Source organism: Nonomuraea sp. NPDC049419, from assembly GCF_040676995.1.
In the GTDB taxonomy this organism is placed as follows: Bacteria; Actinomycetota; Actinomycetes; order Streptosporangiales; family Streptosporangiaceae; genus Nonomuraea; species Nonomuraea salmonea.
The window spans coordinates 288,808-303,340 of sequence record NZ_JBFAQB010000004.1; the positions used below are offsets into that span (position 1 = coordinate 288,808).

General features: G+C 67.5%; 12 protein-coding genes. 8 read left to right on the plus strand and 4 right to left on the minus strand.

The window, feature by feature from the left end:
* Positions 1-22: 22 nt before the first annotated feature.
* Positions 23-928, minus strand: a complete 906-nt coding sequence (locus tag AB0K12_RS15380) for a phosphotransferase (protein WP_364560493.1) — start codon at positions 926-928, stop codon at positions 23-25.
* Between the two features lie 11 nt (positions 929-939).
* Positions 940-2,235: an XRE family transcriptional regulator gene (locus tag AB0K12_RS15385; protein WP_364560496.1), complete on the minus strand. Its 1,296-nt coding sequence runs from the start codon at positions 2,233-2,235 to the stop codon at positions 940-942.
* A 505-nt stretch (positions 2,236-2,740) separates the two neighbouring features.
* Between AB0K12_RS15385 and AB0K12_RS15390 the strand changes: the two genes are divergently transcribed.
* From AB0K12_RS15390 to AB0K12_RS15425, 8 genes are all read left to right on the plus strand, one after another.
* On the plus strand, positions 2,741-2,881 hold the full coding sequence (locus tag AB0K12_RS15390) for a hypothetical protein (RefSeq protein ID WP_364560498.1): 141 nt from the start codon (positions 2,741-2,743) through the stop codon (positions 2,879-2,881).
* A 133-nt stretch (positions 2,882-3,014) separates the two neighbouring features.
* Positions 3,015-4,250 (plus strand): methyltransferase, FxLD system, encoded by a 1,236-nt coding sequence (fxlM, locus tag AB0K12_RS15395; protein ID WP_364560501.1) that lies wholly within the window; start codon positions 3,015-3,017, stop codon positions 4,248-4,250.
* A gap of 53 nt (positions 4,251-4,303) precedes the next feature.
* Positions 4,304-4,495 (plus strand): FxLD family lanthipeptide, encoded by a 192-nt coding sequence (locus AB0K12_RS15400; protein WP_364383615.1) that lies wholly within the window; start codon positions 4,304-4,306, stop codon positions 4,493-4,495.
* A gap of 79 nt (positions 4,496-4,574) precedes the next feature.
* Positions 4,575-7,613 (plus strand): lantibiotic dehydratase, encoded by a 3,039-nt coding sequence (locus AB0K12_RS15405; protein ID WP_364560505.1) that lies wholly within the window; start codon positions 4,575-4,577, stop codon positions 7,611-7,613.
* 11 nt (positions 7,614-7,624) lie between these two features.
* Positions 7,625-8,767, plus strand: a complete 1,143-nt coding sequence (locus tag AB0K12_RS15410; RefSeq protein WP_364560508.1) for a lanthionine synthetase C family protein — start codon at positions 7,625-7,627, stop codon at positions 8,765-8,767.
* On the plus strand, positions 8,749-9,705 hold the full coding sequence (locus tag AB0K12_RS15415) for a thiopeptide-type bacteriocin biosynthesis protein (protein ID WP_364560511.1): 957 nt from the start codon (positions 8,749-8,751) through the stop codon (positions 9,703-9,705). Before AB0K12_RS15410 ends, AB0K12_RS15415 begins: the two co-directional genes overlap by 19 nt.
* Positions 9,706-9,795: 90 nt before the next feature.
* Positions 9,796-10,830 carry a hypothetical protein gene (locus AB0K12_RS15420; RefSeq protein WP_364560513.1) on the plus strand — a complete coding sequence of 345 codons (1,035 nt, stop codon included), beginning with the start codon at positions 9,796-9,798 and terminating at the stop codon, positions 10,828-10,830.
* A 113-nt stretch (positions 10,831-10,943) separates the two neighbouring features.
* Entirely contained in the window at positions 10,944-11,417 is a 474-nt protein-coding gene (locus AB0K12_RS15425; RefSeq protein ID WP_364560516.1) for an ATP-binding protein, read from the plus strand.
* Positions 11,418-11,501: 84 nt separating this feature from the next.
* Here the strand turns inward: AB0K12_RS15425 and AB0K12_RS15430 are convergent, their stop codons facing one another.
* Together AB0K12_RS15430 and AB0K12_RS15435 are read right to left on the minus strand one after the other, a co-directional pair.
* On the minus strand, positions 11,502-13,334 hold the full coding sequence (locus AB0K12_RS15430) for a S9 family peptidase (protein ID WP_364560519.1): 1,833 nt from the start codon (positions 13,332-13,334) through the stop codon (positions 11,502-11,504).
* A gap of 16 nt (positions 13,335-13,350) precedes the next feature.
* Complete coding sequence (locus AB0K12_RS15435) at positions 13,351-14,352, minus strand: helix-turn-helix transcriptional regulator (RefSeq protein WP_364560522.1); 1,002 nt, start codon at positions 14,350-14,352, stop codon at positions 13,351-13,353.
* Between the last annotated feature and the right edge of the window lie 181 nt (positions 14,353-14,533).

Genomic DNA, 14,533 nt, shown 5'->3' on the forward strand with positions numbered 1-14,533 from the left:
GGCATCACCGCGCGGTTGCCTCTCAAAGGATGTTCCAGGCCATTGTGTGATCTCCGTGGCGGAGGTCGTCGACCCGTCTGATGACTTCGGCGGCCTTTTCAGGGGCGTAGGTCGACTTTCGGGCGTTCGTGGAGATCATGCGTAGTTCGCGCAGGTCGCGTAGGGCGTGGTAGCCGCTCCATGCGGTGACATCGAAGCCGTACGCCTGAGCGAAGTTGTCGTACGCGGCCTGGCCGTAGCCGAAGCGCCGGCAATGAACCTCGATCGTGATCAGGTCCCATTCGGGCTGGCTGATGGAGAGGCTGTCCCAGTCGCACAGGACAACCCCTTCCGAGCTGTGCAGGGCGTTTCGATGGTGAGGGTCGCCCTGGGTGATGGCGTCGGGGTTGAGGGCGTACTGGACGTTAGCCAGTTTCGACTCCAGCAGATCGGCGCGCTCTTGCAGGAAGCGGAGGTCCGCTTCGGGTAGGAGGGTGGTTGCGCGGAGAGATCGGCGGATGGCTTCGATGGCGTCGGATCGTGGCAGCGCCACCGGGGGCTGGTTGAGGCTGTGGAGACGGCTGAGGGGCTTTGCCAGGGCCTCAGTGGGGACAGGCTCGGGTGGCTGGGGGAGGTAGTCCCAAAGGGTGATGGCGTGGCCGTCGATGATCAGGGGTTGGATGTCGCGCTTGTAGAGAGGGACGGTGGGGAAGCCCAGGTCCATGAGCCAGCTGACGAAGCGGACAGTCCGCTCGACCTCCCCTGGGTCGGTTCCCGCGCGGGCGATCTTCATAATGACCGGTGGAGCTTGCAGCCGGATGACGGCGTTGGTCTGCCCTCGAACGATCACAGCGCCGTCGGCGCGAAACCCGGCTGTCTCGCAAGCGCGGTGGAGCAGGTGGGACAGCTCGGCTTCGGTGAAGCCGCCGTGGATGGGGGCACCATTCATGCTTGTCAGGCTCACACCTCGGCCGGGGGCAGCGCCAGTACTTCATTCAACTCGCGTGCCGGTCGAGCGGTGCGAAGGCGTGCGGGGATGGCGACGATGACGTCACGGGCGCGGACGTCCAGGATGCGGGTTCGGTGTCCGGCAGGGACGCTGAGATAGGCGGTCATGGCCAGCTGGCAGGCTTCATCGAGTGAATGCCCTTGGGCGAAGCAGATTGCTTCTTCGATGCGGAGCAGAGCGGGGTCGATGCACGCGTCGTCGCCGTAAAGCTCGAGCGCGCGTTGCTGGGCGGCCCGAGCCTTGGCGCGCTGCCCCAGGTTTGTGAACACGCCGCTCATGTAAAGGAGCAGGCGACGCTCGGGGAAACCGAAGGCGTCGTAGTCGTCCTGATTTCCTGGTCCCGTCCGGCTGTAGACGTCCTGCGCTTTGTGAAGAGCATGCAGGGCCGCGGCCGTGTTGCCGATGCGGGCCTGTGCCCTGGCCTCGGCCATCGCGGCGAAGGCCGCCGTGATGGTCGGTGCTCGGCCGGCGCTGAGCTCGCTTGCCTCCTTCGCCAGATCGACGGCGGCTTCGATGGGGCCGTAGTAGTAGGGCAGCATCGCTGCTTGCGTTCGTACGCGGGAACGCAGCAGGCGGTTACCGCTGTCGTCGGCGGCGGCGCGGGCGGTGCCGTACCACGCGTGTGCCTCCGGGATATCGCCGAGTTTCATCAGGGAGTCCGCGATGAGCGTGGCCAGCATCGCCGTCATCTCCGACAGCCGGGCTTGCGTGGTGGCAGGCTGCCTGTCGCGCGCTATGGCCTGTACTTCGCGTAGCTCGGTCAGCAAGCGAGGGATCATCGTCTGTGGCGGTGTGGTGATGTACTGCTCCCGGAGCCACATCAACCGCTCGTTGAGGAGATCGAGCTGGGCCTTGGTCACGCTGCCCGAGGCGAGAGTCCGGTCGATCAGTCGCCGGGTGGAGACGAGCAGTTCTCCCGGTATCTCGCCATGAGTGTTGCTCGTTGCCAGCAAACCGGGAGGCATGTCCAATTCTGACGTCGAGGACGGAGCCGACCTCGTTCGCTCAGGGTGGGCAGGGACGTTACCGCCGACGGCATAACCGAGATCGGCGACGTCCGTGGCGTAGAGCCGGCAGAGGAGGTCGACGGTTCTCGGCAGGGGTATGCGGCCTTCCCGCGTCTCCCATTGTCCCCATTGCTGGATGTCTGTCTTCGGCGGGTCGACGTCCAGCTCCTCGCAGAGGGCCTGTAGGTGGAGAACCGCCTCTCCGAGGGTCCAGCCGCGAGCCAGGCGATGTGCGCGCAAGCGGCTCACCTGGCAGCATGCGACTATCTCGTTCACGGTTCGGGAGAGATCCCATCCGAAGCGCTGGGCTCTCTGCCGCCACCGTGCAGCACACGACCGTTTGTGCGCCATGTCGAGCCTCCGTCTGCATGCCGGGCTGATCCAGCGTAAGCAGTCCATCACGCTTCGCTAGGCCATTGGCGACGTGAATCCAGTTCTAGTGACTGCATTAGTGACGGTGGGAGCAACAGCGGCAACGTTAAGCGAGCGTCACCATTGCCGCGTCCCACACCGGGAGCGATCCTCAGAGGCCCACGGGCGCACTGCCCACGTCACCGATCAAAGGGCTCTCATGACCATCTCGATTCCCCGCTCGCCACCCGCGCAGGCTCTGACCTGAGAGCCGATTGTGGCGTGGCAGTCGGCTGGGCCGAAGCCAGGTTGTTGCCTCTGGCCTGCTTTTACCCCTGATGTGACTGAAACCCACGGTGGATTCCGTTCCCCTTTCGACCCGGAGGTCAGCTCCATGAACTTCGTCATACTCGCCGGTCTGCGCCTGATGTACGCGCGCCTGGACACGGAGCCCGTGGGGGCGGCCGCCGCCACTGACGATCACCAGGTGGCGGCTGATGAGCCGCAGGAATGCATGACCGCCTGGGCTGCCTGATCAGCGCCTTCGCGGCGTGGCCGGTGGATACCTGCCGCCAGCTTGTCCAGCGTGAACGCACCTGTTGAGGCGTGCTGGCTACGCCTCTCACCTGCTACATCCGTCCTGCAGGATCCGAAAAGAGGAACGATTCGTGACCAACGGAATCACTGACCAGGCTCGGGCCGCCGAGGTCAGGGACAAGCTCGCAGATGAGCTGATTGCGGCGGGATACATCAGGTCCGCGTCGGTGGAGGCGGCGTTCCGTACCGTGCCGCGACACGCGTTCGTTCCGGCCGATACGCCGCTGGAGGTCACCTATGCCGTCGACAGCGCCGTGGTGACCAAGAGAGACGAGCGCGGCGTCGCCATCTCCTCGGTGAGCGCGACCTACGTCCAGGTGGCGATGATCGAGCAGGCCGAGGTGAGCCCGGGGATGAGCGTGCTGGAGATCGGCTCCGGCGGCTACAACGCGGCCTTGCTGGCCGAAGTCGTCGGAGCCAGCGGCCAGGTCGTCAGCGTGGACATCGACCCGGAGGTCACCGATCGCGCGACCGAACTTCTCGTAGCGGCAGGGTACGCGGATCGGGTCACCGTGATCACGGCTGACGCGCACAACGAGCTACGGGGGTATGGGCCGTTCGACGCGATCATCGTGACCGTCGGCGCGTGGGACATTGCTCCGACCTGGCTACGCCAGTTGAAGGCGGACGGCACGCTCGTGGTGCCGTTGCGCATGAACGGCGTCAGCCGCTCCATCGCCTTCCGGCGCGAGGGCGACCATCTGGTCAGCACCTCTGCTGTGGTGTGCGGGTTCGTGCCGATGCAGGGGGCCGGGGAGCATGCCGACCGGGAGTTTCGGCTGCCGGACGCGCAAGGGCACGTGATCACGCTTCGGTTCGACGCCGGAGCGCCTGACGACCCGAGCGGGTTGGACGGTGTCCTCGCCGGCGAACGCACTGAGGTGTGGTCCGGCGTGACGATCGCAAACGGGGTGTCCTTCGCCGACCTGCACCTTTGGCTCGCGGGCTTCCTGCCCGGCTTCTGCAGGATGGCCGCCGATGGGGGGACGGAGCTCTCTCACGAGCGGAAAACCTGGTTCCCATTCGCTGTGGTGCGCGGTGACTCCTTCGCCTACCTGTCGGTGAGGCCGCTGCCGCAGGGGAAGGGGGTCGAGTTCGGAGCTCGTGCCTACGGTCCGCACGGTGCCCAGCCGGCGAACGCGCTGGTCGACCTGATTCGGGCGTGGGACGCGCGAGCCAGGGACCGGTCTGAGCCCACGTTCGCCTACTGGCCGACCGGCACCTCACCCGCCCATATCCCGGAGAACGTGGCCGTCCTGCGCAAGACCCACGGCCTCCTCACGATCTCCTGGCCTGCGGCTGAGTGACCGCGTACGGCCAGGCCGTCCACACCGAACCCAACCGAAGGAGTACGTATCCCATGTCACCACTGCTGGCCCTTGACGCCGCCGACGCTCCCACAGATGTCGTGGCTGACGAGGAGTTCGAGCTGGACATGCGCGTCGTCGAGGCGACGACGTCGCTGGTCATCATGATGTGCGACACCAGCGACGGGTGCGGCAACACCTGCAGCACCAGCGCGTGCAGCACCAGCTCCAACGACCCATCCTGACTCCGCTCGCGGTCGCCGGCGCTCAAGACGCTTGTGGGTGCCGGCGGCGCGGCTCGTAGCCGACGAAGAGAGAAGTACGGTGACCGTCCTCCCGCGGTACGAACACACCGGCCTGATGATGGTGCGCGCGAGCACCGATCCAGGCGACCTTGACCTGCCGACAGACCTCGACCTGTCGAGTAAGTCAGCGATTCAGCACGAGGGCCGACCTTGGCTGGCGAAGATCTGGGCGCGTGGCGACGTACGCGAGGCCGTTCGAGTGGCGAGTCCTGCTCTCGCGAGCCGCATCAACCTGCTGCTCGGCTCCGAGCACCCGGCCACTACGGACCTGCGTAGAGCCATCCTCGCCACCGCCTCATACCTGCTGCGCTGGCAGCGACGCGCAACCCCGTTCGGGCTGTTCGCCGGGGTTGCTACGGCCACGATCGGTCCTGCCAAGGCAACCCTTGGAACGTGCCATCTAACGCGAGCCCGAGTGGACGCCGAGTGGCTCATAACGCTGATCGACCAGCTCGAACAGCATCCCGGCCTGCGACCCCGACTGATGGTGGTCACCGACAACTGCGGCATCGTCCGCGACGGCCGCTTCATCGTGGCTGCTCGGGCGGAGGTCGGAGCGAGGACTCCCGGGCCTCTTCGTGAGGCGTCCGTACGCTTGACTCGGCCTGTACGACGGGCGCTGATGGCAGCCGCTCACCCAAAGCGCTTCGACGAACTGACCAGTGACCTGATCCGGCTCTTTCCCGCGACATCGCCAGACAAGATCCAAGCCTTGCTGAACGCTCTGGTCGATCAGCAGGTTCTCATCACCAGCTTGCACCCGCCGACGACCGCAGCCGATCCCTTGCAGCACCTGATCGAGGCCCTGCGCGCTGCGAGCTGTTCAGACCTGCCGGACATCGCGGAGCTGCTACGCCGACTCGGAAGCATCGGGCAACTGTTGACCCGCCATGACGCTCTCACAGACCCGACCGAAGCTGCCATCGTCCGCGGCGAAGCCTGCAAGCGGATGAGCTCCCTCAGCCCGAGTGTCAGCCTGGCCACTGACGTACGGCTCGACGCGACGATCGCCATCCCCGAAATCGTGCTCAAGGAGGCAGAGCTCGCCGCCACCGCACTGCTACGCCTGTGCACCGAGCCCTTCGGCCGGACGGCATGGATGGATTACCACGCCCGGTTCCTCGTAAGGTACGGCCGCGGCGCCCTCGTACCCGTACGAGAGCTGGTGGACGACTCCGGTCTCGGCTATCCCACTGGCTACCTCGGCGCGCCCCGCGCAAGGCCCACATGGCGCACCCTGACCGAACGAGACGCTGCCCTCCTCTCGCTCATTCAGGAAACGACGCTTTCCCGATGTGAGGAGATCACGCTGACGGAGGCGCAGCTTGAGGCGTTGACCGTGGGTGACCACACCACCGTCGTACCGCCGCGGCGGGTGGAGCTGGGCGTGACCCTGCACGCCGAGTCCCCCGAGATGATCGATCGCGGCGACTTCGAGCTCTGGATCACGGCCGCACCCCGCGCTCACACGAGCATGGCGGGCCGCTTCGCCTACCTGCTCGATGACGACGACCGAACCCGCCTCGCCGCCGGTTACCAGCACGCTGGGGACGACGCGGTGGTGGTCCAGCTGTCCTTCCCACCTCGCCGCCCGCACAACGAGAACGTCGTACGCGTCCCACAGCTTCTCCAAGACACCCTCCACCTGGGTGAGCACACTGAGAGCGGAACGATCGATCTCGACGACCTGGCAGTCACCGCCGATGCCGCGCAGATGTACCTGGTGCAGCGCTCCACCCGCCGGCGCGTGTTCACCCAGGTGCCGCACGCGCTGGACACCGTCGTTCAAAGTCCGCCGCTGGCCCGGTTCCTCGCCGAGGTCGCCGAAGCCCGCAGCGCGGTCTTCGCGCCATTCACCCTGGGCGCCGCTCGGACCTTGCCGTACGTCCCGCGCATCCGTTACCGGCGCACCGTCCTGTCCCCGGCGCGCTGGCTTCTCACTGCCGCAGACCTACCTGGTCAATGGGAGGAGGGACTTCGCGCATGGCGAGCACGGTGGCGAGTCCCGGCGCGAGTAGTGCTGTGTCACGGAGAGCTGCGCCTGCCTCTTGACCTCGATGAGCAGCTGGATCGCGCTGTGCTCCACGTTCACCTGCACCGCGCGGAACGGATCGAGCTGTACGAGGACGGCCCGCCGAACGGCCACAGCTGGATAGGGCGTCCGGCCGAACTGTTGATCCCCATGACGGCCATCCAGTTGCCACCATCGAAGCTTCCCGCTACCGCGTCATCAGGAGCTGTGCATCGGCCGGGCGCCTCCGAGGTCGTACGTGCGCATCTGATCGGCAACCCCGCACGGTTCGACGCCATTCTGACCCGGCACCTACCGGCCTTCATCGACGAACTCGGTGACGTCGTTCTCCGCTGGTGGGTGAGCCGGCACCGCGACATGATCCGTCTCGACACCGACCAGCACCTCGCACTCTTCATACGCCTGACCGACCGCCGCCAGTTCGGGAAGGTCGCCGAGTGCCTGGCGGCGTTCGCCGAGAGGCTTCAAGTACGGGGCCTGCTGGCGCACCTCACCTTGACCACTCACTACGAGCAGCCTGGCAGGTACGGGGAAGGCGCGGCGCTACAGGTCGCCGAGCAGGTCTCGGCCGCGGACACCTTGGCCGCGATCGCGCAGATAACGGCAGTCGAGCGTTCGCACCTGCCCGGTCAAGCGCTGGCCGCAGCATCGATGACTCACCTCGCGGCGGCGTTCGCACCAGACCCCCTCACCGGATGCCGATGGCTGGTCAGGTGCCTGGAACGGACAACGGGCCAGCTCGACCGCGTTCTACGGGATCACGCACTCCGCTGCGGCGATCTCGCCCAGGTCGGTGCGCTGCCAGCGGGGGATGCCGTCGTCTCCGCTTGGCGCGCACGCGATGACGCTCTCCGCGCGTACCACCGCATGCTCGTCGAGCAACGCGACCCGGAGACAGTGCTGCGCGCCCTCCTGCACGAGCACCACGTACGAGCACTGGGCGTCGATCCAGCCTTCGAGAAGGTGACCGGGCGCCTGGCTCGCGCGGTCGCGCTGCGCCGTCTGGCCCTGGCAGGTGCCCTGTGAGATCGGAGACGTTGACCGCTGACGAGATGACCGCGCAGTCGCTATCGCGAGGAGCAGCCGGGATCGCACTGTTGCACATCGAGCGAGCCCTGTCCGGGACGGAGGAGTGGAGGAACGTCCACGCACACCTGCGCCAAGCCGCTGCCGGAAGGGTCATCGCCGCTGAGCACGCCAGCCTCTACTACGGCGTACCCGCCATCGCGTTCGTCCTGCACGCCGCAAGCGCTGACGGGGAACATCGTTACCCTTCGACAGCGGCCAAGCTGGACGAACTCGTGCTCGGCATCGCCCGCCGTCGCCTAACCACCGCCACAGCGCGAATGGCTGGGGGAGCGCCGGCGACGTTCCAGGAGTACGACACCTTCTCCGGACTGGTCGGAATTGGGGCGCTGCTGCTAAGACGCATGCCGCAGAGTGACGTCCTGGCCCAGATCCTTCGGTACTTGGTCCGGTTGACCCGTCCCCGCGTCGAGGACGGGCTGGAGATTCCCGGCTGGTGGGTGCCGCACGACCCGGATCCGCTCCTGCCTACTCCCGGCGGGCACGCCAACCTGGGGATGGCGCACGGTGCCGCAGGACTGCTCGCCGTACTCGCCCTGGCCGCCCGCCGTGGATGCGTCGTGCTCGGCCAACGTGAGGCGATCACCTTCCTGATGCTGTGGTTCGACCGCTGGCGGCAGTTTTCGGAGGACGGCCCCTGGTGGCCGCAGTGGCTAACCCAAGAGGATCTGCGGAGCGGACGGCCCGCCCAGTCCGGTCCAGGCCGCCCGTCGTGGTGCTACGGCACGCCCGGCATCACCCGAGCCCTTCAGCTCGGCGCCATAGCCCTCGGCGACCAAGAGCGACAGCGCACAGCTGAGGAAGACATGGCAGCGTGCCTGAACGCTGGACAGCTCGCTCGGCTGAGTGAGGCGGGGCTGTGCCACGGCCTGGCCGGCGTGTATCAGACGGCCTCCAGAGCCGCCCAGGACGCTGACAGTGAAGCCGTCACAGCGTGCCTCCCCGAGCTGGCATCGCTCCTTAGTGAGCAGGCCGCGGCCCTCCATGTCGAGGGCGCCGGTCTGCTGACGGGCGAGGCCGGCGTTCGGCTGGCCATGGAGCCCACACACACGCCGCCGCGATCGGGATGGGACTCATGCCTGCTGATCACCTGACCACTGCTTCGCCGGCGAAGATCGCCGCCTCCGTCCTCGCCGTACTCTCCGGGGCGGACCTGGAGAGCACCGCGACGGAGACGAGGATGTCCCCTGTCGAGCTGGCCGATGCCGTGCAGCTGTTCCAAGCGGCCGGTCTCACCGCCTTGGAGCAGCGGAGCGAGTGGTACCAGCTCGCGATCGAGTTCGCAGAGGGACGTACGGCCGAATCGGCTGGAGCGATGTACCTCGGACTCCGGTTGGACCGTCTACAAGACCAGGGCGTCGTGCAGGGTTGGTGGTTCTTGCGCAAGCCGCCGGGCTGGCGGCTCCGGGTGCACACAACGGACCGCACTGCTGTCGATAGAGCACTCCGCGAGCTTGTTGAGGAGCGCGTCATCGCTCGTTGGTGGTCCACCATCTACGAGCCAGAGACCTTCGCCTTCGGCGGTCCAGACGGGACCGATATCGCTCACGAACTGTTCTGCGCCGACAGCCACGGCGTGCTGGCCTATGCCCGCCACAAGGCCGCCGACCAAGGACGACGAGAACTCTCGCTCCTGCTGATCAATGCCCTGCTCCGGGAAGCGGGACTGGACTGGTTCGAGCGCGGCGACGTCTTCGGCCGGGTGGCCGCGATCCGTCCGGCGCCACCCGCTGGCCAGACCCCAGCAGTGGAGAAGCTGGCGCCCAACGTACGCACTCTTCTGCTGGTGCCCAGGCAAGCCGACCGCAGGTTGCTCGCGGACACCCTGACGTTCGCCGAACCCTGGCTCGCCGCATACGAGGTAGCCGGCCAGCGGCTCGGTGACGCTGCCGCCCGGGGACGCCTTGATCGCGGGCTCCGGGCCGTACTCACCCACGTACTGATCTTCCACTGGAACCGCTTCGGCCTGTCGGCCACCACCCAGGGCGTCCTCGCCCACGCGGCGAAGGCCGCCTTCCTGCCTCGGAGCTGAGCATTGGACCTCACGACACTGCACAACGCCATGCGCCGCTTCCCCCTCGTCGGCCGCCCGCGCCCGGCCTGTCCCTCACTCCAGGAGAGGGTGCGGGAGGTAGCGGGAATCGCCGAGACCGCGTGGCACCAGGGCGACAACGGTCTGCACGAGGCGGCCCACGCCCTGAACAAGGCCGCCCTGGTCGCCAGCGATTGCGGCCTGAGCGACCTTGCCCATGAGCTCTGCTGGCAGCACATCAACGTCTACCGGCAGGCAGGCGAACCCCTCACCGTGCTGCAAGCCCGGTACATGCTCGAACCAGTACTCAACCTCGCACGGCTGCAAATCCGCGCGGAGAACGGCGACAAGGCCCTGCGGCTCCTCGCTGCCGTCTACCAGGCGGCGACCACATGCACCGGCCTCGTCGTTGAGGGGCAGCCCCTCCCCACAGCCGCCCTGGAAGGGACGCGACACGAGCGTCACAAGCTCCGCGAGTGGGCGTGGCTCCAATACCTGGCGGAAGGAATCCGTGTGATGGCCATGGCCGGGCGTTGGGACGAGGCGGTCACACATGCCAAGGCCCACAACGGCATCGGGGTCCATCTGATGGAGGGACGGCAAGCCGAGATCATCGCGCACTGCCTGCACAGTGCACCCAGAGCTGCCCGGCATGTCCTGGAGGAGTGCAACCTGACCGAGCCCTGGGAACGACAGGTCGCAACCTGCCTGAACGTGATGTCCGCAGGCAGCACGCTCAACCGGGACGGCCAGGCGATGGTGGAGCGTTTCCTCGGCAGCGAGCCGATGCCGGGTTACGCGGTCTACCGCGCCCGCTACGGGCTGACCGTGGCCACCCTGGCCAGCGCCTTCGACCCGCATACCGCAGACCACGTCCTGGCCCAGGTGGCGACCGAGGCACTCACATCGGGAGACGGGTACGCCGCTCGCGACGTTCTGCGCCACCACCCCATGACGCAGCTGGCCAGTGCCCACCGTCGTGGACTCACCAAGTTGGTTACCTCGGCCGGCCTCGGCAGCGGCAGCCTTGGCGCTCCGCTGCTCGACTCGATCACCGCCTCGGTCAAGCTCGCCCAAGAAGCGCTGGCCGCCGCGGTATCGACGAAGCGGCGCACAGCTTCTTGAGCAGTCCCGCAAGCGCCGGGACAACTTGACCCCTGCCATGGAGTCGAGCGCCCATTGGGCCGTCGCGTCCGCGCGGTTGCGGACCGCCACCGACAACAGGAGGAACACCGCGAATGATCGAAACCATGCATACGCCCGAACGATGGGAATGGATGCGCTCGTCCGACCGGATGGACTGGCGAGGCGTGTTCCCCGGCGAACGCGATCAGGTAAGCCGCGTACGCCGCATGGTCGAGGCACTGTTCGAGGGGACAGGCCGCGAGGGCGACGCCGGACTCATCGTCTCCGAACTCACCACGAACGCCCTGCTGCACACCCGATCCGGCCGCGCCGGAGGCTGGTTCGGGGTGGAAATGCACCTCCCGGAGAAGGGCCCGGCCTACCTCGGGGTCTGTGACCTCGGGGGAGCGGGCAGGCCGCTGCTCGACCGCCGCCTAGCAAACGGGACGCTGACGGTGGGCGGGTTCGGACTCGCGATCGTCAAGGACCTCGTCCTGAAGCTCTCCCAGATCGGCAGCCCGGCGACCGGACACACGGTGTGGGTCCACCTCGACATCGACGCTCGAACGGCGGCCGTAGCGAAATGAAGGGGTCGGCCTGCTGCTATCAGGCCGACCCTTGGCCGACGGTGCCCATCCGGATTCACGGATGGGCACCGCTGACTTCGGCTGTTACCCCACGCTGAGTGCGTCAGGACTGTCGACGTCGACGGTGATCAGATGCGCGTAGAGGAAGGCGCTGATCGCCTCGTACGCCTTGAGCTCATTGGCGCGGTTTGTGAAGCCGTGGCCCTCGTCGGGATAGATGTCGTAGCGGACCTCGACACCACGCTCCCGCAGCCGGGCGACGATCTGGTCGGACTCGGCTTGGGGGACGCGTGGGTCGTGGGCGCCCTGGATGACGAACAGGGGCGCGGTGATGCCGTCTGCGTGGGTGACGGGGCTGCGTGCCAGGAGGTGTTCGGCGCAGGTGTCGGGGTCGCCGAGGACGGTTGCGACGAAGGTCTTCCAGGTGGGGGGTGAGGCCTTGGCGAGGGTGACGAGGTTGCTGGGGCCGCAGATGGAGACGCCTGCGACCCACGAGTAGGGCAGGCGCGCGAGGCAGGACAGGGCGGCGAATCCGCCGTACGACGCTCCCATGACGGCGAGGCGGTCGGTGTCGGCCCAGTCGAGGGTTTGCAGGTAGCGGATGCCGTGGTCGAGGTCGTCGAGGTCGATGCCGCCCCAGTCGCGATAGATGAGCTTCTGGTGGGCGGTGCCGTAGCCGGTGGAGCCGGCGGCGTTGGGGGCCAGGATGGCGATCCCCTGGTGGAGAAGGTGCTGGTAGAGGCCCGAGCGGGCGTAGATGGGACGTTCCTGGGCCTCCGGGCCGCCGTGCACGGACAGCAGGACCGGGTGAGGGCCTGGGCCGTCCGGACGGTAGAGGAGGGCGTGGACGTCGCGGCCGCCGCTCGCCGGATACGTGATCAGCTCCGGGACGATGGGGTTGATGACGCGCAGGGCGGCAGGACGGGTGTCGGTGAGGTACCGGAAGTCGTGGTTGGCGAGGTCCAGGACCGCGAGTTCCGCCGGCCGCGCCGCCGAGTCGATCAGGAGGACGGCGAACGAGGCGTCCGGTGCCAGGGACAGTGCCGAGATGACGCCAGGCGGGATGTCGGGGAGAAGGAGCGGGGAGCCATTGCGTTCGGCGTGCAGGCGGGAGCGGCCGCCCTCGTTGACGGACCAGATGCGTACGCCCGCCGCGACGTCCAGGGTTTCGACGTCCCAGCTCGGGGCGGCGATGGCGTGCAGGGACTTGGCTTCGAGGTCGTAGAAGGCGGCGGCGGTGAAGTCGCTCCAGTGATCGGTGAGCAGGTGGAACCCACTGGAGTCTGGAGCCCAGGCGCCGGGCTCGAAGACACCCTCGCCGAGAGCGGACGTCACGCAGGCGGGCTCGGCATCAGGGTCGTTCAGGTCCGTGAGGTAGACCGCGATGTCGGTGTTGGAACGGAAGCCGGTCGCCAGCAGCCAGCGGCCGTCGGGGGAGAGGCTGACGGCTTCGAACGCGACACCTTCGGGCGGCGTGAAGCGACGGAGCTCGCTGGTCGTCAGGTCATGAACGATGAGATCCTGGGCGGCCGGGGCGCGGTCGTTGGCGGTGTAGGCCAGGAAACGACCGGTCGGGTCGAACGGCGACTCGGCCAGGATGCGCTGGCAGTCCGGCCCCGAGCTGACCTCGCTCGGTTCGCCGCCCTGCAGAGACACCATGTAGATGCGGAACTGCTCGTCGCCGTTCTCATCAGCGGTGAAGACCAGCTGATCGCCGCTGGGCGTCCAGGCGAACTGCCGTACGGTCCGGTTGTCGAACCCCGCCAGCCGGCGCGGCTCACCACCGGCTACGGGCACCACCCACAGGTCATAGTGGCCGGAGGCGTGGCTGGAGTAGGCGACCAGCTTGCCGTTGGGCGAGAGCGCAAGGGTGCGCTGGAACCGCTGCTGCGGGACGAAGTCCAGGTATCCGAGCATGTGGCAGCCTCTCAAGTCAGTCGATCCAGCCGCGGCGCACCGCTGCGGCTCCTGCGGCGAAGCGGGTCTCCACACCCAGCTCATCGCGAATGGCGGTCCAGTGCCTGCGTACGGTGTTGACGCTGATGTCCATCCGCCGGGCGATCGCCTCGTCGGACAGTCCCTGGGTGAGCAGCTGCAGCACCTGCGCCTGCGCCGGCGTGAGAGGGCCGGCGGCCTTCGTGCTGCCGAACGGGATCGCCTTCTCCCACAGCAGCTCGAAGTACTCCCGCAGGGCGCCGACGATGACCGGCGAGCGTACGAGCAGCGCTCCGCCCATCCCCGTGGGCGTGAGCGGAAGGAGCGCGACGGCCTCGTCCGCGAGCTTCATCTTCATCCCGATGCGGGGGAGCAGCCGCGCCTGCTCACCGGCGGCCACCGCGGCCTCGATCGTCTTCGCGCCGATCGGGTGCTCCGCGCAGCGGGTCTCGTAGATGGCGCGGCACTGCACCTGCCCCTCGAAGACGGGCAGCGGCGCGTACCCTGTGGCGTCCTCAACGGGCGCTTCCAGGACGTAGTTATCGAGGGTGAGCCAGTCGTGCCGGGCCGCGTTGATGAGTGCGTACGACAGGCGGCTGATCTCGTCTCGGTCGGTGACGATCTGTACGAGCCTGTCCATGCCGGAGCTGGAAGACGACGCCGCCGACGTCTGGTGGAACTCGCTCAGCCGCTTGTGCCCGGCCAGCAGCCGCTCCTGATCGCTGACGAGGCGGCGCGAAAGCTCCGACAGCACGCCTTGAAGCGCGAGCTCGGGCGGTGCGGGCACGAGACGTGGCGGTAGCAACGGACCGTCCGGCCGAAGGTGCGCCATCCCGCGAGCGGTCAGCTCCGCGACCTGCTCAGCGCTCCCCAGCAGGGACGCCGCCTCGCCCTCCTGGCAGCCGTCCTCAGCGAGCAACTTGGAGTATGACGCGAAGATCTCGTCCGGTACGACACCCGCCAGCAGGCGCTGTGCGTTGATCTGATTCTGCCCGTCCACTGACACCCCCAGAGACAGAGGGTAGTGGCTTCGATGCTCGCTGTGATGCTCCTTTGTGGGCCGTGTCGAGGGTGAGTGATTCCGCGCGATGGTGGGTTTTCACCACCGCGTACGGGGCTCCAGATCCCCGCTGTACAAGGCGATTTCGCGTCCTTGGATGGCACTGCCCCTGGTCAGTAGG